Source organism: Cellvibrio sp. PSBB006 (genome assembly GCF_002162135.1).
In the GTDB taxonomy this organism is placed as follows: Bacteria; Pseudomonadota; Gammaproteobacteria; order Pseudomonadales; family Cellvibrionaceae; genus Cellvibrio.
This window is the reverse complement of the sequence record NZ_CP021382.1, coordinates 3,467,196-3,492,030: the sequence shown is the minus strand read 5'-3', so window position 1 is coordinate 3,492,030 and position 24,835 is coordinate 3,467,196. Positions and strand designations below refer to the sequence as shown.

25 protein-coding genes and 1 pseudogene are annotated in these 24,835 nt (G+C 51.3%); 16 read left to right on the top strand and 10 right to left on the bottom strand.

The features are described 5' to 3' along the window. Nucleotides 1–184: 184 nt before the first annotated feature. From CBR65_RS14370 to CBR65_RS14345, 6 genes are all read right to left on the bottom strand, one after another. Nucleotides 185–1,975: an ABC transporter ATP-binding protein/permease gene (locus CBR65_RS14370; protein WP_232461446.1), complete on the bottom strand. Its 1,791-nt coding sequence runs from the start codon at nt 1,973–1,975 to the stop codon at nt 185–187. Nucleotides 1,976–2,041: 66 nt separating this feature from the next. After that, nucleotides 2,042–3,379, bottom strand: coding sequence for a sensor histidine kinase (locus CBR65_RS14365; RefSeq protein WP_087467501.1), 1,338 nt, complete (start codon nt 3,377–3,379; stop codon nt 2,042–2,044). Beyond that, a complete protein-coding gene (locus CBR65_RS14360; RefSeq protein WP_087467500.1) occupies nt 3,376–4,068 on the bottom strand; it encodes a response regulator transcription factor in 693 nt (230 codons plus the stop codon). The genes CBR65_RS14365 and CBR65_RS14360 overlap by 4 nt, the downstream gene beginning before the upstream one ends. Further along, nucleotides 4,069–4,377: a PepSY domain-containing protein gene (locus tag CBR65_RS14355; protein ID WP_087467499.1), complete on the bottom strand. Its 309-nt coding sequence runs from the start codon at nt 4,375–4,377 to the stop codon at nt 4,069–4,071. A gap of 9 nt (nt 4,378–4,386) precedes the next feature. Next, nucleotides 4,387–4,695: a PepSY domain-containing protein gene (locus CBR65_RS14350; RefSeq protein ID WP_087467498.1), complete on the bottom strand. Its 309-nt coding sequence runs from the start codon at nt 4,693–4,695 to the stop codon at nt 4,387–4,389. A 64-nt stretch (nt 4,696–4,759) separates the two neighbouring features. Beyond that, entirely contained in the window at nt 4,760–5,140 is a 381-nt protein-coding gene (locus CBR65_RS14345) for a helix-turn-helix domain-containing protein (protein ID WP_087467497.1), read from the bottom strand. 140 nt (nt 5,141–5,280) lie between these two features. Between CBR65_RS14345 and CBR65_RS14340 the strand changes: the two genes are divergently transcribed. The 3 genes from CBR65_RS14340 (at nt 5,281) to CBR65_RS14330 (ending at nt 9,471) form a co-directional block, all read left to right on the top strand. After that, on the top strand, nt 5,281–5,919 hold the full coding sequence (locus tag CBR65_RS14340; protein WP_087467496.1) for an FMN-dependent NADH-azoreductase: 639 nt from the start codon (nt 5,281–5,283) through the stop codon (nt 5,917–5,919). 225 nt (nt 5,920–6,144) lie between these two features. Beyond that, nucleotides 6,145–7,407, top strand: a complete 1,263-nt coding sequence (locus CBR65_RS14335; RefSeq protein WP_087467495.1) for a hypothetical protein — start codon at nt 6,145–6,147, stop codon at nt 7,405–7,407. Between the two features lie 57 nt (nt 7,408–7,464). Continuing rightward, the gene (locus CBR65_RS14330) at nt 7,465–9,471 is read left to right on the top strand and encodes a S9 family peptidase (protein ID WP_087467494.1); all 2,007 of its coding nucleotides are present in this window, start codon (nt 7,465–7,467) and stop codon (nt 9,469–9,471) included. A gap of 43 nt (nt 9,472–9,514) precedes the next feature. On the opposite strand, the gene CBR65_RS14325 is transcribed toward CBR65_RS14330, so the two are convergent. Further along, a complete protein-coding gene (locus CBR65_RS14325) occupies nt 9,515–10,531 on the bottom strand; it encodes a metal-dependent hydrolase (RefSeq protein ID WP_087467493.1) in 1,017 nt (338 codons plus the stop codon). 186 nt (nt 10,532–10,717) lie between these two features. Here CBR65_RS14325 and CBR65_RS14320 point away from each other — a divergent pair, with 186 nt between their 5' ends. From CBR65_RS14320 to CBR65_RS14310, 4 genes and pseudogenes are all read left to right on the top strand, one after another. Next, the gene (locus CBR65_RS14320; protein ID WP_087467492.1) at nt 10,718–11,518 is read left to right on the top strand and encodes an alpha/beta hydrolase; all 801 of its coding nucleotides are present in this window, start codon (nt 10,718–10,720) and stop codon (nt 11,516–11,518) included. 161 nt (nt 11,519–11,679) lie between these two features. Then, a pseudogene (locus CBR65_RS22740) lies at nt 11,680–12,165 on the top strand (family 16 glycosylhydrolase); the annotation flags it as partial. 216 nt (nt 12,166–12,381) lie between these two features. Next, complete coding sequence (locus CBR65_RS22735; protein ID WP_369825666.1) at nt 12,382–12,855, top strand: carbohydrate-binding protein; 474 nt, start codon at nt 12,382–12,384, stop codon at nt 12,853–12,855. A gap of 77 nt (nt 12,856–12,932) precedes the next feature. Further along, on the top strand, nt 12,933–13,952 hold the full coding sequence (locus tag CBR65_RS14310; RefSeq protein WP_087467490.1) for a family 16 glycosylhydrolase: 1,020 nt from the start codon (nt 12,933–12,935) through the stop codon (nt 13,950–13,952). Nucleotides 13,953–13,981: 29 nt separating this feature from the next. On the opposite strand, the gene CBR65_RS14305 is transcribed toward CBR65_RS14310, so the two are convergent. Together CBR65_RS14305 and CBR65_RS14300 are read right to left on the bottom strand one after the other, a co-directional pair. Next, the gene (locus tag CBR65_RS14305; protein ID WP_087467489.1) at nt 13,982–15,121 is read right to left on the bottom strand and encodes an AraC family transcriptional regulator; all 1,140 of its coding nucleotides are present in this window, start codon (nt 15,119–15,121) and stop codon (nt 13,982–13,984) included. Between the two features lie 57 nt (nt 15,122–15,178). Then, complete coding sequence (locus CBR65_RS14300; RefSeq protein WP_157672083.1) at nt 15,179–15,922, bottom strand: hypothetical protein; 744 nt, start codon at nt 15,920–15,922, stop codon at nt 15,179–15,181. A gap of 195 nt (nt 15,923–16,117) precedes the next feature. Here CBR65_RS14300 and CBR65_RS14295 point away from each other — a divergent pair, with 195 nt between their 5' ends. From CBR65_RS14295 to CBR65_RS14280, 4 genes are all read left to right on the top strand, one after another. Further along, on the top strand, nt 16,118–16,720 hold the full coding sequence (locus CBR65_RS14295; RefSeq protein WP_087467487.1) for a LemA family protein: 603 nt from the start codon (nt 16,118–16,120) through the stop codon (nt 16,718–16,720). Further along, complete coding sequence (locus CBR65_RS14290; protein WP_087467486.1) at nt 16,720–17,433, top strand: YgcG family protein; 714 nt, start codon at nt 16,720–16,722, stop codon at nt 17,431–17,433. The genes CBR65_RS14295 and CBR65_RS14290 overlap by 1 nt, the downstream gene beginning before the upstream one ends. Further along, complete coding sequence (locus CBR65_RS14285; RefSeq protein WP_087467485.1) at nt 17,433–18,047, top strand: TPM domain-containing protein; 615 nt, start codon at nt 17,433–17,435, stop codon at nt 18,045–18,047. Before CBR65_RS14290 ends, CBR65_RS14285 begins: the two co-directional genes overlap by 1 nt. Nucleotides 18,048–18,128: 81 nt before the next feature. After that, the gene (locus tag CBR65_RS14280; RefSeq protein WP_087467484.1) at nt 18,129–19,277 is read left to right on the top strand and encodes a PA0069 family radical SAM protein; all 1,149 of its coding nucleotides are present in this window, start codon (nt 18,129–18,131) and stop codon (nt 19,275–19,277) included. 27 nt (nt 19,278–19,304) lie between these two features. On the opposite strand, the gene CBR65_RS14275 is transcribed toward CBR65_RS14280, so the two are convergent. Continuing rightward, on the bottom strand, nt 19,305–20,204 hold the full coding sequence (locus CBR65_RS14275) for a LysR family transcriptional regulator (protein ID WP_087467483.1): 900 nt from the start codon (nt 20,202–20,204) through the stop codon (nt 19,305–19,307). Nucleotides 20,205–20,318: 114 nt separating this feature from the next. On the opposite strand from CBR65_RS14275, the gene CBR65_RS14270 reads away from it, so the two are divergent. The 5 genes from CBR65_RS14270 to CBR65_RS14250 all read left to right on the top strand — a co-directional run bounded on the left by CBR65_RS14270 (nt 20,319) and on the right by CBR65_RS14250 (nt 24,834). After that, nucleotides 20,319–21,353 (top strand): aldo/keto reductase, encoded by a 1,035-nt coding sequence (locus CBR65_RS14270; protein ID WP_087467482.1) that lies wholly within the window; start codon nt 20,319–20,321, stop codon nt 21,351–21,353. 305 nt (nt 21,354–21,658) lie between these two features. Beyond that, entirely contained in the window at nt 21,659–22,513 is an 855-nt protein-coding gene (locus CBR65_RS14265; RefSeq protein WP_087467481.1) for a hypothetical protein, read from the top strand. A gap of 3 nt (nt 22,514–22,516) precedes the next feature. Continuing rightward, nucleotides 22,517–22,888: a hypothetical protein gene (locus CBR65_RS14260; RefSeq protein WP_087467480.1), complete on the top strand. Its 372-nt coding sequence runs from the start codon at nt 22,517–22,519 to the stop codon at nt 22,886–22,888. Nucleotides 22,889–23,105: 217 nt separating this feature from the next. Beyond that, nucleotides 23,106–24,080: a CDF family Co(II)/Ni(II) efflux transporter DmeF gene (dmeF, locus tag CBR65_RS14255; RefSeq protein WP_087467479.1), complete on the top strand. Its 975-nt coding sequence runs from the start codon at nt 23,106–23,108 to the stop codon at nt 24,078–24,080. Between the two features lie 310 nt (nt 24,081–24,390). Next, on the top strand, nt 24,391–24,834 hold the full coding sequence (locus CBR65_RS14250; RefSeq protein ID WP_087467478.1) for a DUF6795 domain-containing protein: 444 nt from the start codon (nt 24,391–24,393) through the stop codon (nt 24,832–24,834). The last annotated feature ends 1 nt before the right edge of the window (nt 24,835 follow it).

The window sequence follows — 24,835 nt, the reverse complement described above, 5'->3', positions numbered from 1 at the left end:
GACTGATTGCAAGGCCATTGCGAAACTTATGCCAATGCACAATTGCGCAAAAAAGCTGCACGCTTGTGCATTTGCACGACATATTGTTTTAAAAGAGCAGATTTTTTTGACGAGTGTCTCAGTTAGGCGCAGACAAGTTGGTGCACACGCAACAAAAGGCGCACGAATTTGGTTCCTAGGGAACCTAGTCTTCCTGTTGTTGCAATGTCCAAAGCTGCGCATAACGCCCCTGCCGCTGCAGGAGTTCGTTGTGTGATCCCTGTTCCACCACCTGGCCTTGATCCAACACCACAATCTTGTCCGCGTCGACGACGGTCGACAGGCGGTGGGCGATCACGATGCTGGTGTGGCCCGTAGCAACTTCACGCATGGCCTCAAGGATGGCGGTTTCGGCATTGGAATCCAGTGCGGAGGTCGCTTCATCGAATAATAAAATCGGTGCACCTTTTAATAGTACCCGTGCAATGGCGATACGTTGCTTTTCGCCACCGCTGACTTTCAAACCACGCTCACCGACAATAGTTTTATCGCCCTGAGGCAAGCTGTCGATAAAACTTTTCAGGTGCGCCATGCGAATAGCGCGATCAATCTGTGCATCGTCTGCCGCTGGATTTCCGTAAGCAATATTGTCACGGATGCTGGTATTGAACAGCACTGTATCTTGCGGCACGACCGCGATAGCGCTGCGCAAACTGTCGAGGGTTACCTGACGAATATCCTGACCATCGATGGTGATACTGCCACTGTCAATGTCGTAAAAACGGTATAGCAAACGCGCGATCGTACTCTTCCCGGCACCGGACGCGCCCACGATAGCGACACGCGCGCCGGCCGGAATATGTAAATCAAAATCGCGCAGGATCGGACGCTCGCGATGGTAGGCGAAATTTACGCCGGACCAGTGGATATCACCTCGGGAGATCTGCAAGGTCTGCGCATCGGGTGCGTCAACAATCGTTGCATCGCGTTTTAACAAGCCCAGCATATTTTCCAGGTCGGTCAATGCGCGCCGAATTTCACGGTACACGAAGCCAAGAAAATTCAGCGGAATAAATAACTGGATCATGTAGGCATTGACCATGGCGAGGTCACCCAGGGTCATTTGCTGATCCAGCACATTAACTGCCGCCATCCACATCATCACCGTGATCGCCAAGGCAATGATCAAGGCTTGCCCGGAATTCAATGCCAACAAAGACATCCGATTTTTTAGTTTGGCTGATTCCCATTTCGCTAGAAAGTCATCGTAGGTACGCGCTTCAAACTCTTCGTTATTAAAATATTTAACCGTTTCATAATTCAGCAAGCTGTCAATCGCGCGGGTGTTGGTGGATGAATCCGCCTGGTTGGCCTCGCGTACAAACCGGTTGCGCCATTCGGTGGTCAGTACCGTGAAGAAAATATAAATCACCACGGCAATCACCGTAATCACGGCGTACCATATCGAAAACGCCAGCGCAAAGATGACTGCCACCATTAGTATTTCAAACAGCGTCGGCACGATGTTGAACATCAAAAAGCGCATTAAAAAACTGATACCGTTAGTGCCGCGCTCGATGTCGCGACTGATCCCGCCGGTGGCGCGATCAAGGTGAAAGGATAATTCCAGTTGATGCAAGTGACGAAACACGCGCAGGCCGATTCGCCGCATGGCGTGTTCGGTGACGCGGCTGAAGAGTGCATCGCGCAGCTCACCGAAAAAGACACTGCCAAAACGCAAGGCACCGTAAAACAGAATAAACGTGAGCGGTAAAACCAATGCCGGTTGCAGGCTTCGATCCACTCCATCAATGATGTGTTTCAATGCCCAGGGCATCAGCAGCGTTGCGCCCTTGGCGGCAATCAACGCGAACACCGCGAGCAGTACCCGGCCTTTGAAATCCCACAAATAGGGCCAGAGATAACCGAGAGTTTGTTTCAGGGACGCGCGGGTAAGGGGAATATTGTCTGCCGCTGGAGAAGGGTCACTGTGCATGCCACGCATAAGTGTGATCGCCGGGATGGTTAAACAGAAGTGCGGCAGGACACCGCGCGGAAGCCGTTATCTGGGGGCGGGCAGAGTGATTGCAACCCGTAGACCACCCATGGGGCTGTCATCCAGCGCCAATTGGCCGCCCAGGTGATCGACAATATCGCGCACAATTCCCAAACCCAGCCCATGGCCGACAACCTGTTCATCCAGACGGGTGCCGCGACTCAATACCTCTGTGCGCAATTCACTGGCGATGCCGGGGCCATCGTCATCCACGGTCAGGGTAATGTTGTTCGCGGTTTTTTCGATGTTCAACTGCACCCGAGTATTGGTCCATTTACACGCGTTATCCAAAAGGTTGCCAAGCAACTCCAACAGGTCTTCGCGATCCCAGGGTAAACGCAGGTCGTCCGGCGTCGTCTGCCAGTGCAACTGCAACTCACGTCCGTGGATTTGTTGCAACGTGGTAAACAACAGTGGCAATTCTTCAGCGCAATTAAAATGCGCACCGGGTAGCGCCTCGCCAGCAAGGCGCGCGCGGCCCAATTCGCGTGTGAGGCGCTGACGAATATTATTTAGTTGCGTGCGCATGCTCTCGATAATATCCGGGTGCGCTTGTAACTCAGTACGCGCATTAATACTGAACAACACCGCCAGCGGCGTCTTCAATGCGTGGCCCAGATTACCCAACGCATTGCGCGAACGTTTTAGTGTGTCTTCGGTGTGTAATAGCAAACGGTTAATTTGCTGCACCAGCGGCGCGAGTTCTTCCGGCACCTGATTATCCAGCTCGGTGCGCTGCCCTTGTTGTAATTGTTTTACCTGCTGGCGCACCGCATCCAGCGGCTGCAAAGCGCGTCGCACAATCCAGCGCTGCAACAATAGAATAATCACCAGCGCCACACCGCCGGTGCCCAGACCGATCCAGCGCAATTGCTGAAAACTTTGCAGCACCGGTGTGTAATCCCGTGCAACGATGATGGCCAGATCCTGGCCGAAGCGGCGATAGTTCGCGCGATATACCAATAATTTTTGTGTTTGCGGTCCGTCGGCCAAGGTTGTTTGTAAACCGGCTTGTTCTGGTAAAGATAACTGATGATCCCAGGCTGAACGCGAGCGCAAAGTTAATGCAGCAAGATTATCCGACGGCGAAAATTCTATGCGGAAATAGCGCCCGGAAAAAGGGCGCTCATACACGGGTGAAAGGCGAGTTTGGTCAAGCGATATGCCATCGTTAGTGCGCACCAGCGCGGCGAGTAAATTATCGGCATCGAGTTGTAATTCACTGCCGAAATTGCGCCGTAATCCGGCATCAAATAGCCACAGACTGGTTTGCGCCAACAGCAAGCCTACCAGTATCAATACACTGGCCAGGCCAATACTGAGATGTTGTTGAATGGATTTCATAAAGCCAGGCCAGCGGCATTATCCGGTTGTAAACCGTTAAATATATAACCTTGGTTGCGACGGGTTTCGATAATGGTTTTACCCAGCTTGCGACGCAGGTGATTTACATGGACTTCAATGACATTGGAATCCCGTTCGGTTTCACCATCGTACAAATGCTCAAGCAATTGCAATTTGGATACGATCTGTTGCGGATGCAACATTAAATAACGCAGCAAACTGAATTCAGCGGCAGTGAGGCTGATGTCTTCACCGTTATGATGAACAGATTGTTTGCTTTCATCCAGTTGCAAACCACCGGCTTCCAGATGTGTTTGATTCGCCAGACCGTGCGCGCGGCGCAGCAGCGATTGAATACGCAATTGCAATTCTTCAGGGTGAAAGGGTTTAGTGAGGTAATCATCAGCGCCGGCTTTTAAACCCTCGATACGTTCGGCCCAGTGATCCCGCGCCGTCAAAATTAATACCGGCGTGGCCAATCCGCCCGCGCGCCATTCGCGCAAGACTTCCAGCCCCGGTTTGCCCGGCAAACCCAGATCCAGCACAATCAAATCGTAAGGCTCACTGGCGCCTTGATAGCGCGCGTCGCGACCGTCGGCGAGCCAATCCACGGCATAACCGGCGCGACCGAGATCCGCCAGTAATTCATCAGCCAGGGACACTTGATCTTCCACGATCAGCAACCGCATTTAATCATCTTCCTCATCTTTTAAAATGCGCCCGTCCCGTGCGTTTATTTCGATATCACGCACGGTACCGCTGCGGGTTATCAGTTCGACTTCGTAAATATAGTGTCCGTCATCCTCTTCCAATTCCGCTTCCAGCAAACGCGCGCCGGGGTGCAGCGATAGCGCGATATCGAGCAATTTTTCCAATGCCAGAATCTCGCCCGCCTGACGTAAACGCAGCGCTTCATTAGGGCCAATATCATCCGCCGCCGCCGTGAAGGCGACAGCGGTCATCAGCGCAAATAATAGTGAGCGACGGAACAGGTTCATAGCATCGAATTAATCGTCTTTGTGGTTCTTCAGTATTTCACCGGTGGCGGCGTCCAGCTCCAGATCCCACTCTACACCCTGGGCATCGCGCACTTCCAGTTCGTAAACATAACGACCCTGTTCTTCTTCCAACTCGCCGTCTTCAAGGGTGGCACCAGGATGCTGTACGAGCACGGCTTCGTTTAGTTTTTCAAAGGATTGAATGGTACCTGCATTGTGCAGTTTGACCACCTCATCCGGTGCGATATCCCGCGCTTGCACTACACCGGCGGTAGTCGCTAAAAGGGCTGCACTGAGTATTGCTGTTAACTTGGTCATACGATATCTCCTGATTGAATAAATGTTGACGAGATCAGGATATCGAGGTGAGCTTAATTCAAACTTAATTTTCATCTACCGGCGTTGCATCATCTGCTCGATGGCGTGCGAGACCTTCAACGAGCTGACGATACTCCTCTCCCCATGCGCCCATCAATTCAAGAATCGGTTTCAGGCTCAAACCAAACTCCGTCAAACTGTATTCCACGCGCGGCGGCACTTCAGCGTAAACCTTGCGCGTGATAACGCCATCCTGTTCCAGTTCCCGCAATTGCGTTGTCAGTACCCGCTGTGTGGCCTTGGGAATCAGACGACGCAATTCATTAAATCGCGCTGTGCCATTCAGCAAACAATAGAGCACCATACCTTTCCATTTCCCACCGATGACATCCAGCGTTACTTCAACAGGACAACCATATTCCGGATTATTTTTTCGTTTACTCATATTGCATTCCTGCTTCTTTGTTCAATGGCAAAGTGTTGTCAGTATCCAAAAGGATACTGAGTGAAAAAAATGTGCGTACTTACCGAATTGTTCTTGGTGGTGCAAAATGATTTTACACCTATTCATTAAAGGACATTCGCATGAAAATTTTACATATCGATGCCAGCCCCCGTTACTCTCGCTCTCACACGCGTAAATTGACGCAGGATTTTATTACACTCTGGCAAGAGAAAGATCCGGCAGCCACTGTCATCTACCGCGACCTGGGCAAAGCGCTGCCGTCATTTATCAACGAAAACTGGATCGCCGCTGCATTTACCGCAACAAACCAACGCACACCGGAACAGCAACAACAACTCAACGAAAGCGATAGCCTGGTAGAAGAATTAATGACAGCGGATATGCTAGTCATGGGCGTACCCATGTATAACTTTGGTGTGCCTGCCTCGGTGAAAGCCTGGATCGATCAGATCGTGCGTGTAGGGCGCACATTTTTATTTGAACCGGAAGATGCGCAACCTTACAAACCGCTGTTAACCGACAAGCCGACGATTATCATGGTTGCTACCGGCGATAGCGGTTACGAACCCGATGGCCCTTACGCGTCACTCAATCAGGTTGAACCTTATTTGCGTACTGTGTTGCCCTTTATTGGTATCAATCAATTGCATTTTGTTTATGCGGGCAATGACGAGTTTGGTGGTGAACGTTTGGCGCAATCATTGGTGCAGGCCGAGCTACAGATTCAGCATTTGGTTGATGGTCCTCTTCTGCGATAGGTTGGGATCACTCATCGCAATAACTATCACAGTCTGGTTTTGTTCTACGATGTGTCCAGTTTTGTCACGGTGGCACGCTGTTTTTATGAAGCATCATGTCCATCAGACGTGCTTTTTACACCCAGCCCCTCGCACTTCACCCCGCTTTTCGGTATAAAAGCGAATTATTCTGCCAGCTGGATGGGCCTGTGAAGCCGCCCCCGGCTTCGACACAAGGACACATGTATGAAGCGCTTCCTGATCCTCGCCATCCTCATTGCCGCCGGCGTTTTCTTTGGCGGTAAGTTCTATTACGAATCCCAGATGAAAAAGAGCCTCGACGAACTGGTCCAGGCCGCGCAAGTGGTGGGCGATTTCAGTTACCGGGATGTCAATGTGACCCACACCGGCGAAGCGCAGATTAATCACCTGCGTTTCCAGCCTCACGGCGCTAACGACGCGGTTTTGATTGATCAGGTCAAGTTGCGCACCGGCAACGCGCTGGGTTTGTTTTACCTGTCTGAAGACGCGAAAAAACAGCAATTTCCCCAGCATCTGGGTGTTTCGGTGAGTGGGCTGCGGATTCTTACCGGTGGTAGCGTTTACGGCAGCAGCCAGACCTTCAGCACCGCCCAGGGTTTTGATGCGATGGGTTGCGGTAATCGTCAGAAATTTAGCGGCCATGATCTGATGGATATGGGTTATGAAGAATTGGTGATGAATATCGATCTGGATTACGAAATCATCGGTGATGGGCAAAAACTGCGCCTCTATGTCCGTAACCTTACCGAAGAACTGGCGCGTCTGGAGATCACCGCTGATGTCCAGCTCGGTGCCAGCTCCCGCTCTGCGCAGGTGATGGCTGCGACATTTACCCGCGCGGCGCTAAACAGCCTTGATGTGGAATATGAAGATCTGGGCTACGCCGCTAACGTCATTAAATTCTGTGCGGCGGAAACCGGTATGACGCCTGCTGAATATCGCGCGCATCATCTGGCGGCCTGGCAGGATTACTGGAATCGCCAGGGTATTGCCGTCGGCCCCAAGGTGACCGCCGCTTACGAAAATTTTGTGCAGACACCTGACCGTTTCAGTTTGTATTTGTTTCCCGCCACCAGCCTTTCCTTGCGTGATCTTTTTGAGACGCCGGCGAATATTTTAATTTATCGTTTGCAGGGCAATCTGGAGGTTAATGATGCACCGGTGGTCACGCTGGATCTGGTGGGTTTAACGGAGGAAGAGCAAGCGCAAATCGTTGCGCAAAAGGAAGCCGAGCAAGAGGCTGTTGCAGCGGAGCCGGTTGTCGATCCGAGTTTACTATCGCTGGACGACTTGAAAAATCATTTGCGTAAAAGCGTGCGTGTTCGTCTGCACAACGGCAAAAGTTATCGTGGACAGATTCGCGCGGTTGAAGAAGGGCGCATTCAATTTCAACGCTTTGAACAAGGCGGGCATCTGGTGATGCCGATTCAGCTGGATGACATCAAGGAGGTAAGACTCACCGATTAGCCACGACCAGGATTGAAAAAATTTCATCATCACTATAAAGACACAAGGACTCTATCCATGTTCACATTTACTTGGGTACGCGGACGACATACCCGCACACTGTTTATCATCAACTGCTTGCTGTTTGCCATCGCTTCGCCATTCACCCACGCCTCACCCGAAACACCGCTGCCACTGGAAGCTTTTTATCGCGATGAAGCGATACAGAACGTGGAATTATCACCGGACGGTACGCACCTGATTGCGTTGCGTAATATCGGTGAGGATACGGTGCTCATGACCTTGAACCTGAGCACCGGTGAGGTTTTTTATCCCACCAAAACCGACAACGAACAATTCAAATTTAACTGGGTACGCTGGGCTAATAATGATCGCTTGCTGATGAGCCTGCGTTTTGACAGCCGTCGAGGTACGCATTTGCGTTTTACGGAAACTCGCCTGCTGGCGGTGGATGCAAAAAAGCCATCCAAGATGATTACCCTGGTGCGCCCGGATGACGAGGCCGATGGCTGGATCAGTCAGTTCCAGGACAACATCATCAGCATCTTGCCCGATGACCCCGACCATATCCTCCTGAGTGTGGACCGCGAATTTCCCAATCATCAAACCGTTTATAAAGCCAACGTTAACAACGGCCGTTTGCGCCGGGTGAAAAAACACATGGCATCGGTGCGCTCCTGGATGGCGGATCAACAGGGCAACGTGCGCTTGGGTGAAGGTTATAACGACCGCGAACGCAAGATCAGCATCCGCGTGCTCGATCCGCAGACGAACAAGTGGACGGTGGCCTGGTCTTATGTGGTATTTGATGAGCCCAGCATTAGTCCGCTCGGGTTTGGCAAAGATGGCAACACGTTGTATTTGCTGGCTGACCATGAAGGCAGGAAGGCTGTGTATAAAGCGGACTTGTCCAAAGAAGGATATCCGATGGAGTTGATCCTCAGTAATCCTGAATACGATGTCTCCGGCAGTTTGATTTATTCCCCCGCACACCGCGATGCCGTGGGTTTGTATTATCACGATAACGGTGGCAAAAGCATTTTCTGGAATCCTGAATTTACCGCCTTCCAGAATGGTATTGATAAAGCCTTGCCCGATTCCGGTAATTATGTCACCAGCTTGAGCTACGACGCGCGTAAATACATTTTGTTTTCTGTCGGCGAGACGCAACCCGGCCAATACCTGTTTGGTGACCGCGACAAAAAGACCCTGGATTTTGTAGCCGATGTGTATCCGGAATTGAGCAATGGCGTTCTGGTAGAAAAAGAACTGGTGACCTACAAAGCACGCGACGGTTTGGAGCTGGAAGGCTACTTGTCATTGCCCAAAAACTTTAAAGACACCCCCATTGCCACCATCATCCTGCCTCACGGTGGCCCGATGTCGCGCGACGGCAAAGGTTACGACAGTTTTTCCGCCTATATGGCGAATCGCGGCTATGCCGTGTTCCAACCTAACTTTCGCGGTTCCGCCGGTTACGGTCACGACTTTATGATGATGGCCGTGGGTGGTATGGGTCTGGCGATGCAGGATGACCTGGAAGATGCGGTGAAATTTTTAGTGACTGAAAACATTGCCGATCCGAAACGCGTCTGTATCGCCGGCGGCAGTTACGGTGGTTATGCTGCCTTGATGGGGGCAACCAAAACGCCGGATTTATTTCAGTGTGCGATCAGTTTTGCCGGTATCTCCGACATCGTGAAATTGCGCAACACCGCGCGTTATTTCACCAACCGCAATGTGATGCGCGAGCAATTGGGTAACGATAAAAAACAATTGCGCGAAACCTCGCCCGCGCGGCTGGCAGAGCGGGTAAAAATCCCGATCCTGTTATTGCATGGTGCGGACGATACAATTGTTCCGGTTGACCAAAGTCGCTTAATGGCGAAGCGTTTAAAGAAATACAACAAGGTGTATGAGTACATCGAGCTGGAAGGCGGTAGCCATCACCTGGATTATCTGCCGCATCGCAAACAGACCTTTGAAGCTATGGATGCGTTTTTGCATAAGTATTTGCCGGTGGATGCGCCGGCTGCAAAAACGGCGCAGCAGGCGAGAATTTAGTTTGATTGTAGGTCGGATTAGCGCAAGCGTAATCCGACATCTCTCATTCCACCAACCACGGCGGATCAACAATATCGCCTCCGATTCGCCGCCCCAACCAACCCAGCGCCAGCTCAATATCAGGATTTTCACTGATATGTTCGGGGATAACCGCTTGCCACACATCGCCAACGCGCTCCGCAACCACAAACGTAAAGCTATAAAAGGGTTCCTGCCCCATACGCAGATCAGTAATCATTAATTTGCCATCGTCTTCGCTCATCTTGAAAAAGCCATGTGTGAACCAGGCCATGCGTTCCGCGCCCCAGTTACCTTGCACCGCATCAAACAAATCCTCGTTGCGCGGAAAATGTTTCAAATTTAATTGCGGTGTTTTATCCAGTAGAGAATAAAAACCTTCCGCGTAACCCTCCGGCGTTATCACCACGACTCGCCACAACAAGGTATTAAACGGTGTCGGTGTTACCAGACGCTGCTCGACTGTCACATCGTGTTGTGTCAGGTAATCGTCAGTTATTTTTTCCACATACCACTGCGCGAGGACCGTCCACGCGAGATACACCGTGCTTAACGAAAGCCCTAACGCATTCCGACGCATACCTGACGAGCGATAAAAAATCAGCGCCGCGATAATGCCGAACAATAGCGGCAGGGTGTACAAGGGATCGATAATAAAAATACTGCCGACGCCGAACGGATAATTGCTAAAAGGGATAGCCATCTGCGTCCCATAGATGGTCATAAAATCCAGCAACACATGGGTAATCAGGATCAGCCAGATCGCCGCCAGCCAGTGCTTGAAATGTTCAGCTTTTCGAGACAGTTTACTGACCAGCCAGGCTAGTGCGGGCGAGAGTATGGTGAGGTAAAACAACGAATGACTCGCTGCGCGGTGAAAGGTCATATTGCGAATCGGATCGCCGTGATCGATAAAGGCGTCCAGATCGGGCAGGGTGCCAAAGGCTGCGCCGATCAGTGCCGCTTTCCATAATGCGGTACGGCGGCCCATGACCGCTAAGCCCACCGCGGAACCCAAGGCGGCTTGTGAAAGTGAATCCATGAAGCTTTCTCCGTGCTCTGTGCTCTGTGTTTGAATGCAATTGCGTTGCGCATTATACGAAGATGCGCGGTAAGGCGTTGTTCAGGTTCATCAAATACTGTTGTGGCTGTGTAAATATCGCCCTGCTTCGTGGATTTACCCTGCTATTCGTGTTATTCACCCTCTCTGACCCGAGACGAAGCGACCATGAAGACCGGACCCATGCTGACTATCCTGTTGTTTATTATCCTGTGTTATCTCCTGCTCTGCGCCCTGGCATTTTTGTGGCAAACGCGCCTGATCTTTCCCCGCACGACCGCCGAAGACGCGGCTTATGCGCAATACGCGGGGCAACATATTGCGTTAGCGGGAGAGGACGCGCTGTTGAGCGGCTGGCAGCTGGAGGACCCGGCGGCCGATAACGCGCTCATCATTCTTTATTTCGGCGGCAATGCGGAAGATGTCATCAGTCTCTTACCGATCCTGCAAAAAATGGGCGCCCGTCATACTTATGCTTTCAATTATCGGGGTTACGGTCGCAGCGAGGGTACGCCGTCCCAGGCTGCGCTCTATGCGGATGCCGAGGCCATCTATGATGAACTGGGCCGACGGCACAATCTCGATACCGCGCAGGTGGTGGTGATCGGCCGCAGCTTGGGCTCGGCAGTGGCGGGTTATCTCGCTACCCAGCGCCGGATCGATAAGCTGGTCTTGCTGACGCCCCTGAAAAGTGCCATCCAGAACGGTAAGCGGATGTTTCCGATCCTGCCGGTGACATGGCTGCTGCAACACCCCTTTGAGCTGATTACTTATGCCGAACAGTTCACCTGCCCGGTGTTGATGCTGGTCGGCGATGCGGATGTGGTTATCCCGCCCAAGGATTCTCTCGCCACCTATGCCGCTATCAATAGCCCCAAGGAGCTGCTGGAGTTGCCCGGCGTCGGCCATAACAACCTGTTCGACAACCCCAATGCATTAAAAGCCATCCGTGACTTTGTGCTTCGCTGAGCGCAATAACTTCATCAAGCGCGCCAATGGGGGCGCCAATTAAGCACCAGTTTAGGTTCACTGCGCAAAATGGCGCGATCACCTGAGTCGATTTCGGGATTATGACCGGGCGGACATCGTCCGCTCCCGGAGTCCTCTAATAATCATAAAGGTGAAACTCTATGCGCAAACTCTACTCGTTATCTGCCCTGCTGCTCCTCAGCTCCGCCATCTTCATGGCCGGTCATGCCACCGCGAAGCCCTACAAGGGTGCGGAAATCTACTCCAACCAAAGCTACCACTACGGCCGCTATGAGATGCGGATGCGTGCCGCCAAAGGCAGCGGTGTGCTCTCCACGTTTTTTACTTATAAAAACGGGTCCGAGCAAAACGGTGTCTTTTGGGAAGAGATTGATATCGAAATCTTCGGCAAGAACAACGCCACCCAGTGGCAGAGCAATGTGATCATCGGCACAAATCGGCCCACCACCAAGACCGAAGGTGTGCATACCGCGCCGGCTTCCCTCGGCGATGCCTACCACACCTATGTGCTGGAATGGACGCCCAATTACATCGCCTGGTTCGTGAATGGCGCCGAAATCCGGCGGATCAATGGCGGGCAGTTCGTCACCAGCCTGAACAGCCCCCAGAGCCTCCGCTTCAACCTGTGGGCTGCCAATATCCCGGAATGGGTGGGCCCCTGGAATCCGAACATCCTGCCGGTGTACCAGTTTGTTGACTACATTGAATACAAACCTTTCATCGGTGCGACCAACAGCTTCGGTGTGGGCTGGCGCGATGACTTCAACAGCTTTGACAGCAACCGCTGGGGCAAGGCCAACTGGACCTTTGGTGAAAACCTTGCCGATTTTGATCCGGCTAATGTGGTCGTGAAAAACGGCATTCTGGTTCTGGCGCTCACCCGTGAAGGGCAAACCGGTTACAACGGTAACCCGCCAACGGATAACGGCAATGGAAACGGCAACGGCGGTGGCAGCACATCCATTGTGATTGAAGCGGAAAATTTTAATGAAGTGGGCGGCAGCGTACTCGCCAGCGGTGGTGTGGTGGGCTATATCGATGCCGGTGAGTGGTTCAAATACACCAACGTCAATATTCCCCAGAGCGGTACCTATCGTGTTGAATATCGCGTTGCATCAGCGCTCACCACCGCACAATTTACGCTGGATCGGGACGGTGTTGGTCTGGGCACGATCAGTGTGCCTTACACCGGGAGTTGGGGCACGTACCAGGTGATTGCCCACAATATTTATCTGAATAGCGGTGTTCAGAATCTGGCGATATACGCCAACAGCGGCGGTTTTAATATCGACTGGATTAAATTAACCCGCCTCTAATTATTCACGACAATTAATTACACGACCTTGCGGGATTGCACACGGGTGCCATCCCGCTTTTTTACCGAGAAGTCTATATGAAGCCTTACCTGTTTCTTGTTTTATTGGGCGTTTTGTTTTCCAACTCCACTTTTGCCAAACCCTATAAAGGTGCGGAGATTTTTTCCACCGACAGCGTGCTCTATGGTCGCTATGAAATTCGCATGCGCGTGGCTGAAGGCAGCGGCATCCTGTCTACCTTCTTTACTTACAAAAATGGTTCTGAAGTTGGCACTACTTTTTGGGAAGAAATTGATATTGAAGTCTTCGGCAAAAATAATGCGACCGAATGGCAAAGCAATATTATTTTGGGCAGTTCGCGCCCTACGATTCATTCATTACAAGATCACAGTACAGACGTTTCACTCGCCGATGCCTATCACACCTATGTGCTGGAATGGACACCGGATTATGTAGCCTGGTATCTGGATGGCGAAGAAGTACGCCGTATCAACGGCACCAGCACAGTCACGAGCCTAACCAACCCGCAGAGCTTGCGGTTTAATATCTGGTCCAGCGAATCTCCGGAATGGGTCGGGCCCTGGGATGATTCAATTTTGCCGGTGTATCAATTTGTAAATTACATCGAGTACCAATCCTACAATGCGGAAACCGACGAATTTGAACCCGCCTGGCGCGATGACTTCGACAGTTTTGATGCAACGCGCTGGAACAAAGCCAATTGGAGTTTCGATACCAATCGCGTGGATTTTTTGCCGGAAAATGTGATTGTTCAGGATGGAATTTTGATTCTTGCGCTTACACATGAAGATGCTGTCGGATTCACAGGCACACCGCCAGCCGATGAACCGGCCAGCAGCTCTAGCTCAAGTGTCAGTTCGCAAGCGGTGTCCAGTTCGTCTGTCAGTTCAAGTGTGGCCAGTAGCGCAACCTCATCCAGCGAGGCCAGCGTGTCGTCCAGCAGTACATCATCGTCCAGTTCAAGCGTAAGCCAGCGTGATAATACCGGCGGTAGTGGCGGCGGCGGTGCCCTGCATTGGATAAGCCTGTTGTTGCTGATGTTATTGTCATTTCGCAAGGCTTATATGAAACCTTAACCCTTGCGTGGCGCAAACAGGTTGATGGATTAGCTGTGAACCTGTTTGCGAAAATCAGCCGCCGACATACCGGCATAGCGTTTAAAAAAACGATTGAACGATGACTTACTGTTAAAGCCGGATTCCAGCAAGATATCAAAGATGGTCGTATCGGCGCGCTGCGGGTCTGACAATATTTTTTTGGCCCGCTCAACCCGATAGCGATTCACAAATTCAAAAAAATTTGTATTGAAATAGTGATTGAGGATATTCGAGACTTCGCGGTAATGAATGCCCAAATGCCGCGCAAACTCTTCAATATTTAAATTCTGTTTCAGGTATAACTGCTCATCTTCCATTACCCGGCGAATCCGTTCTATCACATCCGCCGAGGGCTCGGCGGTTACGGCTGCGTCTTTTTCTTTCACCTTGCCTTTGGTTTGAATCAATTGATGTGCGTACAACAGGCTGTAAACAAACAGCGCGTTTACCAACAAGAAGGTTATATAATTATCAAAAATACCAAAGTTATCGGCCACCCCGGTATCAATCGTTTCACCCAGCAGATGCACCATCAGGGACCATAACCAATTAATAGCAAACCCCAAGGTCAGCAACAACAACCCATAAGGCCCCTGCAAACTGAGACTGGAATAAAATTCTTTTAATTGCTGCTTGTACTGACGAATCACCCACACCGCCGCAAAGGCATAAATCACCGGCAGGATTTTCAGATAATCCCATAAATAATCTGTTAGCTGACTGCTGAAAGGTGTGTAGCTTTCGGGCCGAAAACGCAAGCGGTCGCTGTCCAGGTTGCCGATAATAATAAATCCCATCACCACCACCAGATTGAGCAAGTGCGCCGCATGCCAGAGGCGCAGACGAAAATTTTCCTGTGTAATCGCCATCACATACAAATACAGGCACACACTCTTGCCCACTACCGCCGCCGCCAAACCCAGGGCCAGCAATGCTTTCGCAGCTGGCGTATGAAGCACGATGTAATCATTCCACAACAACAGATTGCATAAGGCCGTCAGCCCCACGCACACAAAAAAACCGGACAACAGGTAAATGCCGATTACTTTTTGCTTGGAGAGCAACCACTGAAATACCACCAGCAACAAACACACCGCCAGGGTCAGTACAAGAATCAGATCATGGATATTAAAGATGGGCGTCTTCATAGGTCAGGCAGTGATCGTTATTAGAATAATCCCCCGAATTATAGCCACTCCCCCCACCTATTCAATGGTGATATTTTGAAAACCCAAAGGCTCTTTGTTGAAATAAATATGAACCAGACCTGCTTCCGGCTCCAGAATGGTCATGTATGAACTGAACCCTGCGTTAGCACCCGTATCACTAACTAACTGAGCTATCGTTGTGGAATCGGGTAACGTATCAGAAGCCGCAATCGACACACGGCATAAGGTTGTCTTGCATTGCGTTTCGGTCACCGGGAGCTCAGCCAATTTCTCATCAATTGAAAACTTGTCATAGAGTTTGGTTTCCTGTGACGCAGCCCAGTTATCGTCCACGTTTTCCTGGCCGAATTTTTCACCCATCACCGCAGCCACACCACCGGGTTTTTTATTGGCTTCCGCGTTCCAGCGACTTATTGCCTGCGCTCTTTCCTTCGCCTTTATCGCCATCAGTTCTTGCACTTTTTCCTGTTCAACACCGGTCACTTGTGGCTGCGATGAATCAGTATCTACTTGTCGTTCCATAGCAGTCGGCAGTGTGGCCGGAGGAATTTCCGTGCGTTGCGTGAGCATAGCGATCTGATTTTCCAACTGCGCAATCTGTTTTTTCAACGCAAGAGTTTCAGGATCAGGACTATCGGAACGTGCTACATGAGCGGGGATCAGTTTATCAGTTGATGGCGCTATTGCGGCTTGTGTATCCGTTGAAGGGGAAACAGCATTGTGGGTAAAAAATCCCGCCGCGAACATAACTACACCAAAAATCACTCCATACTTATTCATCGTTTTATCCTTTAACTGGCTTTGTTGTTTCCCGTGACACCCTGTGAGATGCGCGGGCTGGCTGTTATTTTTATCGCTGGGAATATAGTGGAATATTTTCAGTTTGACAAAGTGTCCGCCGGCGCGCCGGTTGAATATCGCTACCGATGTCCCCATCATTCCCTCTCCCCAGGTTATGCAGGAGCAAATCTCGTCATGTCTTCTTTTCCGGTTTCCTTAGGCAAAGCAGTAATTCTCGCGGCCATGCTGTCGCTCTTGGTCGGCTGCGGTATCAACAACATTCCGACCATGGATGAGCAGGTGAAAGCCACCTGGTCGCAGGTAGAAAACCAGTATCAGCGCCGGGCGGATCTGGTGCCGAATCTGGTGGAAACAGTCAAAGGCTATGCGGCGCAGGAGCGTGAAACCCTGACCGCCGTGGTGGAAGCACGGGCGAAAGTCGGCTCCATGCAGGTGGATCAGAACGTGATCGATGACCCGCAAAAGCTGCAACAATTTGAGCAGGCACAAGCGCAATTGGGCAGCGCCTTGCAACGTTTACTGGTGGTTGTTGAGCGTTACCCCGATTTGAAATCCAATCAGAACTTTCTTGCATTGCAATCACAACTGGAAGGAACAGAGAATCGCATTGCGGTAGCGCGGCGCGATTACATTCAGGCGGTAGAGCGTTACAACACCGAAATCCGCACCTTCCCCGGCCGTATCTGGCACGGAATCCTGTATTCCGATCTTGAGATTCGCGATGTCTATAAAGCCACCAGCGAGGACGCGGACAAAGCACCCGAGGTTAAATTCTGATGCGCTGTTTAGCGGCGACTACGTTACTGCTGACCTTTGTCTGCCAGATTGCATTTGCCCAGATTCAATTTCCTGAATTGACCGGACGCGTGGTGGACAACGCTGATCTGCTCGATGCACAAACCGAACGCGAATTGACTGAAGTGCTCGCCGCTCACGAGAAGGCCACCACCAATCAAGTGGTGGTGGTCACACTCAACAATTTGCAGGGGCAGGTCATTGAAGATTTCGGTTACCAGCTTGGACGCCACTGGGGAATTGGTCAGAAAGACAAAGACAATGGTGCGATTCTGCTGGTCGCCCAGGAAGAGCGACGCGTGCGCATTGAAGTGGGTTACGGATTGGAAGGCACCTTAACCGATGCGATATCCGCGAATATCATTCACAGCATTATCCTGCCCAAATTTAAACAGGCGCAATTTAATGACGGCATCAAGGAAGGCACCTACGCCATCATTGCAGCCGTGGGTAATGAATACGAGATGCGCGAGGTCTCGACCGGCAAAAAACGCCTGCCGTTGTTTATGGTCTTTGTGATTATCGGCGTGATCTTTTTATTGGCAATGATCTCCGGCGGCACCGGTGGCGGCTCACGCCGTGGTGCCTATTATGGCGGCCTCGGTGGTTTTGGTGGCGGTGGCGGCTTCGGCGGCGGAGGCTTCGGTGGAGGCGGTGGCGGTTTTGGTGGCGGCGGTGCTTCAGGAGGATGGTGATGACAATAATTAATCCGGATCAGCAACAAAGCGTGGCTGATCTTATTACAGACGTTGAACAACATACCGACGCAGAGTTTGTCGCCGTGGTGGCGCGCCAGAGTGATGACTATCGTTACATCCCGGTGCTCTGGGCGGCGGCTATCGCGCTGTTAATACCTTTACCGGTGCTGTTTATGCCGTTCTGGTTAACCACCGCCGATGTTGTGCTGGTGCAATGGTTAAGTTTTCTGGCATTGGTCGGTTTATTTCGCATTCCCGCGTTGCGCATCCGTTTGATTCCCAAATCCGTGCGTTACGGGCGCGCGGCCAATATGGCACGGCGGCAATTCCTGGAGAACAACCTGCATCACACCCGGGGCGAAACCGGGGTCTTGCTGTTTGTCTCTGAAGCGGAACGCTATGTGGAAATCATTGCGGATCGCGGTATCAACCAACAGGTGGCGCAAACCCAATGGCAAGGACTGGTGGATGATTTTGTCGCGGCGGTCAAGGCAGGCAATACCCATGAAGGCCTGACCAACTGCATCAAAGGTTGCGGTGCGATTCTGCAACAACACGTACCGGCCACGCATCAAAAGAATGAATTACCGAACCACCTAATACTGTTATAGAACCCATCTATCGTTCCGCTTGCTATTCTTCTAAATCCTCACCACAATACTGTACGAAAATACAGTATTGTGGTGGGTGTTATGAATCACGACGATGACATTACCGATGCGGATCAATGGGTTGCACCGCCCTTAAAAGCGCAGAAGGGTCGCGGTGCTGTCAGCAACCTGGCGGGCCGTTATGAAATTCAAACCACCGAAGCGGTGGATGACGGCTGGTGGCGCGACGAAGACGATAACGGCCAACCTGTAAAAACCTTTGTCACTAAAGAATTTGCCAAAAGCATCCTCAGCCGCAACAGCTCCCCGGATTTACCTTTTAGCGTTTCGCTCAATCCCTATCGCGGTTGCGAACACGGCTGCATCTACTGTTTTGCGCGGCCGACCCATGCTTATTTGGGCTTATCGCCAGGCCTGGACTTTGAAACGCGTTTGTATGCGAAGGTCAACGCCGCCGAATTATTGCGGCGCGAACTGGCGAGCCCTTCTTATCAACCCAGCTGCATCGCGCTCGGTGTTAACACCGATGCCTATCAACCCTGTGACCGAGACTTTCAACTTACCCGACACGTGCTGGAGGTGTTGCGCGAATGCGAGCACCCGGTGGGGTTAATTACCAAGTCGTCACTGATTGAACGGGATATCGACATCATTGCCGCTATGGCGGAGAAGCAACAAGCCGTCGCTGCCGTCACCATCACCACACTCGATCACAATATTTCGCGCACCCTGGAACCGCGCGCGGCATCGCCCACCCGTCGCCTGCAAACTATTCGTAAACTCGCCGACGCGGGTATTCCCGTCTCCGTCAGCGTCGCGCCGATTATTCCGTTTGTGACCGAGCAGGAATTGGAACATGTATTGGCCGCCGCCCATGAAGCCGGTGCGACCAGCGCCGGTTACACCGTGCTGCGTTTGCCCTGGGAGGTAAACCCGTTATTTCAACAGTGGCTGGAAACCCATTTTCCGGAACGGGCAGAGCGTGTGATGAACCGCATTCGCGATATGCGCGGCGGAAAAGATTACGATGCAGAATTCGGTTCGCGTATGCACGGCGAAGGGTTATGGGCCGACTTATTTCGTCAACGTTTTCGTAAAACCGTCGCGCGCCTCGGGCTGGATCGCAACAGCCGTTTTCATACGCTTGATGACTCGCGCTTTCGCAAGCCGCAAGTTATTCCGCCGCGCGCAAAAAAACACGGCGACGAGCAGCTGGATTTTTTTGGTTAGCTTCCGGTGACCAGGTTTTCGCCGTATTCAAAGCGCAATATTGTCAGCAAGGTAATCAATAAAAACGCGTATTCGATGTGGCAAAGGTCCTCCCTGGCTGATATATACCGCGTGAATTTCTTCCAGATCACCCGGATTGTAGTCCTGCAATACCGGCACCAGTCGCCCGGCTTCAACGTCGTCTGCAATTAAAAAATTGGCGAGACGCGCCATGCCCAGTCCTTCCACACATAATAATCGCAAGGCTTCACCGTTACTGACTTGCGCATTGCCATTGATAGGAATGACAATTTCTTTTCCATCAACCGTGAAGGGCCAACCATTCATTTCGCGCGCAAAGTGATGGCCGAGGCGATTGTGATTTTCGAGATCCTGCGGCGTTTTGGGTAAGCCATAGGTTTGGAGATAATGTGGAGACGCTACGATGGTCATGGGTGTAGCGCCCAGTTTTCGCGCCGATAAACGGGAATCTTTCATTCGTCCGCTACGGATGGCCACTTCCGCATTGATATCCAGCAGATTAACCACTTCATCAGTAAGTTGCAGATTCAGCGAAACCCGTGGGTACTGTTTTAAAAACGCGGGCACCAGGGGCAGAATGATGCGCATTCCCACCGGTACGCTCACATTCACGTTGACTCTGCCCGCCGCCATCTCGGCGTGACTGACACAACTCTCAGCCTCTTCAATATCGGAAAGAATGTTCAGGCAACGTTGATAAAACTCAGCGCCCTCCGCCGTGAGCTGTAACTTGCGCGTCGAGCGATTAATCAACCGCGCGCCCAAACGCGTTTCAAGCCGACTCATTAATTTACTGACCGCCGATGGCGTCATTTGAAGGCGCGCCGCCGCTGCCGAAAAGCTGCCAGCGTTTACTACGCCGACGAATATTTCCATCTCTCCCGAACGATTTTCCAAGCGGATCATCGTGACCTCATTTCACAAGTTATTTTCCCGGCTGACTATATATCACGCTCTTCAGACGATCCATAATCCGGCCCAACACAATTCAGCATTCGAAGATGAAACACGGGAGTTTTTATGGAATATCGATACATGGGTAAATCCGGTTTACAGGTTCCGGCATTAAGTTTCGGCGCGGGTACCTTTGGTGGCAAAGGCCCGCTCTTCAGCGCCTGGGGCAATACCGATGTTGAGGCTGCCAAAAAATTGATTGATATTTGCCTGGAGGCCGGCGCCAATATGTTCGATACCGCCGACGTGTATTCCGACGGTGAATCAGAAAAAATTCTGGGCGCAGCGGTAAAAGGGCGGCGCGATCAACTCATCATTTCGACCAAAACAACCTTGCCGATGGGCGATAAACCCGGTGACTGGGGTTCATCCCGCGCGCGACTTATCAAGGCATGCGAAGCGTCATTAAAGCGATTGGATACGGATTACATCGATCTGTTTTACCTGCACGCCTTTGATGGCTTCACGCCGGTAGACGAAGTACTTTCTGCACTGGATGCGCTCATCAGTGCGGGAAAAATTCGCTACATCGGCGCATCCAATTTTTCCGGGTGGGAATTGATGAAATCTTTAGCGGTAGCAGATCGTTACGGCTATCCCCGCTACGTCGCCAATCAAGCCTATTACTCCCTGGTCGGCCGCGACTATGAATGGGAGCTGATGCCATTGGGGCTCGATCAAGGCATTGGCGCCGCCGTGTGGAGCCCCTTGGGTTGGGGCAGACTGACCGGCAATGTGCGCCGCGATCAACCCATTCCACCGAATAGCCGCCTGCACCAGACGGCGCAGTTTGGTCCGCCGGTAGATGACAACCTTGTTTACGACCTCGTGGAGGTGATGGACGATATTGCGGCGGAGACGGGCCGCACCATTCCGCAAATTGCCATCAATTGGCTGCTTCAACGTCCGACGGTTGCCACCGTCGTCCTGGGTGCGCGCAATGAAGAACAGCTGCGCGATAATCTGGGCGCGGTGGGATGGGCACTGACGCAGGAACAGATAAAGCGATTAGATCAGGTGAGCGAGCAAACAGCGGCCTATCCATATTTCGCTTACCGGCGTCAGGAGGCTTTTGCGAAGGTGAATCCGCCCGTGGTGTGAGTTCGCGCAGAGACTGAGGCGGCAGGTGCTCGCAACCCGCAGGCAATTCCTGCCGCACGCTAGCCTTGTTGTGATACAAGTCACTGTGTGATCTTTTGTTATAACCTTGTGATTTACGGGGAGATTTCGCTATCGCAAAATTCCGGTCCACGTTTTATCCACAGCCACAGTAAGGGACCACGATGCCTGAAATATTCTTTCCTTCCTAGACCCTCTCCACCCAGCAACTCTTTGGTAAAGACACGCCTACTACTGCGGGACTCGCGCGCAACAATGCATTAGCCTGCAATGAATTCACAGCCAATATGCCTTACTGCCTCGCCGATAAAGGCGCGCATCCCGAAAGCCGGATGATCACGCTGACACTTAGTAGCTTGCCCGAAGCACCGCGCAATCACTTGATGTGTACCATCGACACCTTTGGTGACTTCACCCCGACATTGGCTGCGTTTTACGATAAGCACCTGGCTTTTCTAAATCTGCAAAATACCGGTAGCCTCCTTGGCGCTGGCGCTACCGCCAGCGAAGTGCGTCTGACCGGCTTTCAAAAAGCCTTGATCAACTATCAAAATGCGTTAATGGCACTACACAAGCACAAAGGCGTAGGCCGTGGTCCCAGCGCTACCAGAGCGGATCTGAAAAGCAAAGCCCGGCTGGCGTACAATGAATTGCAAACCAGGTACCATGCCGAACTCAATAAACTCGCCTCACCCAACAGCCTAGGCAAAAATCGCGGCAACGCTCTCTCCGGCGCTGATCGAGGTATCACCCTTGCACAACGTCGCGGTCGTGGTATCAACGTGGCGAACAACGCACAGGCGACGCAAATTGCCACCTTGGCAAAAGGTATCTCCTATGCGGGTAAAGGCATGGTTGCGCTCGATGCCGGGATACGGGTTAATCACGTGCATAACACTTATCAGCAAGGTGGGAATTGGCAGCGGGAGGCAGCGATACAGGCAACGGGGTTTGGCTTTGGTGGCGCTGCCGGGTTGTTTACCGGGAAAGCTGTAATTGCCGGATTGACAACTATAGGTTTAGGTCTGACTCCAGTGGGATGGGTGGTTATGATCGGGATAGGAGTCGCAGCAGGATTTGGAGCCGCCTACGCTCTTGATTCTGGCGGTAAATCACTGGCTACCTGGATCTGGGATAAATAGTCTATGGAGTATGCATCAAGCAACACATTAACCGATTGGTTTTTTACTATTTTTCTTACTCTTTTTGCGCTTACTGCAGTCTCGTGTTTAGCGTTAGCACAGCTCACTATGAGACGTATAGAAAAACAAATTAAGAAAGATGAAATTTCTCACAATCAAGCTCTCGATTTTGGTGGCAGCAGGATAGTTACTTACGCCTATGTGATTTTACTGCCTAAACGTTTTGCTCAACGTTTAACGCCAATAATAGATGCGGAGTTGATAAGAAGCTATGCCACCAAAATAGATTGGTGGCGTTGTCTGTTTTTCGTGACATCAAGTCATCTCTGGTTAGCGATAGCATTTTTTGGATTTTTTTTCGGAGTCGACACCTAAGATGTTGATACTGCTTTATTCGGATCGCCATCACTTTCATCGGGATTTTAGCGGGCGGGAGTCAGCACTTTGAATTAGTATATTGGTCGACCTGTAAGCTGTTAGTTTATGTGGATATTTGGCGCCGGTGTGATGGCCAGCTTTGCTGGTTTGAGATGTGTCAGCAAACGATTACCATAGCCAGATATTTCACCTATCTGCGTCTGATGGAAATCCCATGCCCCAAACACCGCAACGCCTCTGCCACACACACACCTTTGACCAGCACAACCCGCTCGCCGAAAAAAATACCCTGCGCGCGCTGATCCTGACGATTGTCATGATGGTGATTGAAATCACCGGCGGCTGGTATTTCAATTCTATGGCACTGCTAGCAGATGGCTGGCATATGAGTTCGCACGTGCTCGCCCTGGGTTTGGCGCTGCTAGCGTACAAACTGACGCAACGGTTTGCGGGCGATGTGCGCTTTACCTTTGGGCCCTGGAAGATTGAAGTACTCGGCGGTTACACCGGCGCTATCCTGTTGTTGATGGTGGCGCTGTTGATGTTTTATCACTCCATTGAGCGGCTGTTGTCGCCGGGCGAGATTCATTACAACGAAGCCATCGCAATCGCCATCGTGGGTTTAGTGGTCAATCTCATTTGTGCCTGGTGGTTGAAGGACGGACACAGCCATAGCCATGATCACGGCCATCCCCATCACAACCACACGCATCACAATCACAGCCATCACCAGGATCTGAATTTGCGTTCCGCTTACCTGCACGTCATCACCGACGCCGCCACGTCCGTGTTGGCGATTATCGCGTTGATCGGCGGCAAGCTCTGGGGCGCCGCCTGGCTCGATCCGGTAATGGGAATTGTCGGCGGTATTCTCGTGGCGGTGTGGGCAATTGGTTTGTTAAAAGAATCCGGCCGCGCACTGGTGGATGCGGAGATGGGCGCGCCTATCACCGATGAAGTGCGTGAAGTGATTGCAGCAAGTCCGATAAAAGCCGAGATTGTCGACCTGCATGTGTGGCGAGTTGGGAGAGGTAGCTACGCGTGTATTTTGAGTTTGCATACCACGAGTGATGTCTCGCCGGATTATTTCAAAGAGCTGCTGGGTGTTCATGAAGAATTGGTGCATATCACTATAGAAATGTACGCAAGATCTAACGATCAGCAGATCAATGAGTTACATATTCCATAACGACAATTAACCAACATGTCAGTAGATAAAAAAGTTTGTCGGGAAACTTTACTGCACACCCTGTCGATCACGACCTGGCTCACATAATCAGCGAACAAGGTCCTAATATATAAAAACCAATCAATGATGGGTGACAGTTTTTAAGTGAGGATGTTATAAAGACCGACCATCGAAGCCCGATAAAGCCATCTGCAAAGCAAGGGCTGAAGAAGAATCAAGCCACATGGAGTACAAGCTCTTGAAGCCGCGCCATCTACTTACACTATTAACACTTTTCGTCTCGCTATTTTATTTCCAACAAGGAGCTGCTATGTCATTATTTTTTGGGGAAAAGAACAAAGTAGAAGCTGTGCTTTTCTCGCCTCTGGAAGGACAGCTGACGTTTAATGGAAAACCTGCCTCAGGCGCAAAATTAAAGTTATGGCTTGCCTGGAAAGATCAAGAAGGCGAAAACGAATATTTCACGGCCGATGAAAATGGCTATTTTTCGATTCCAAAGAAAACCGTCGTATATGATGAAAATCCATTATTCCAGATTTCAATCGGCCAAATGATCACCGTAGATTTCGACGGTCAGGAATATCTTATCTGGAAGGGTGGAAAGTCAACCACACATCTTTACGGTGAGTTAGGTGGTCGACCGAAGAATCTAACCTGTGAACTTACCAAAGAAGAGATGGATGCCCATCTCGAACACGCACTCCTTGAAACTTTGTGCGAGTGGAGTGAATTAACAAAGGAAATGGAGAAATAAT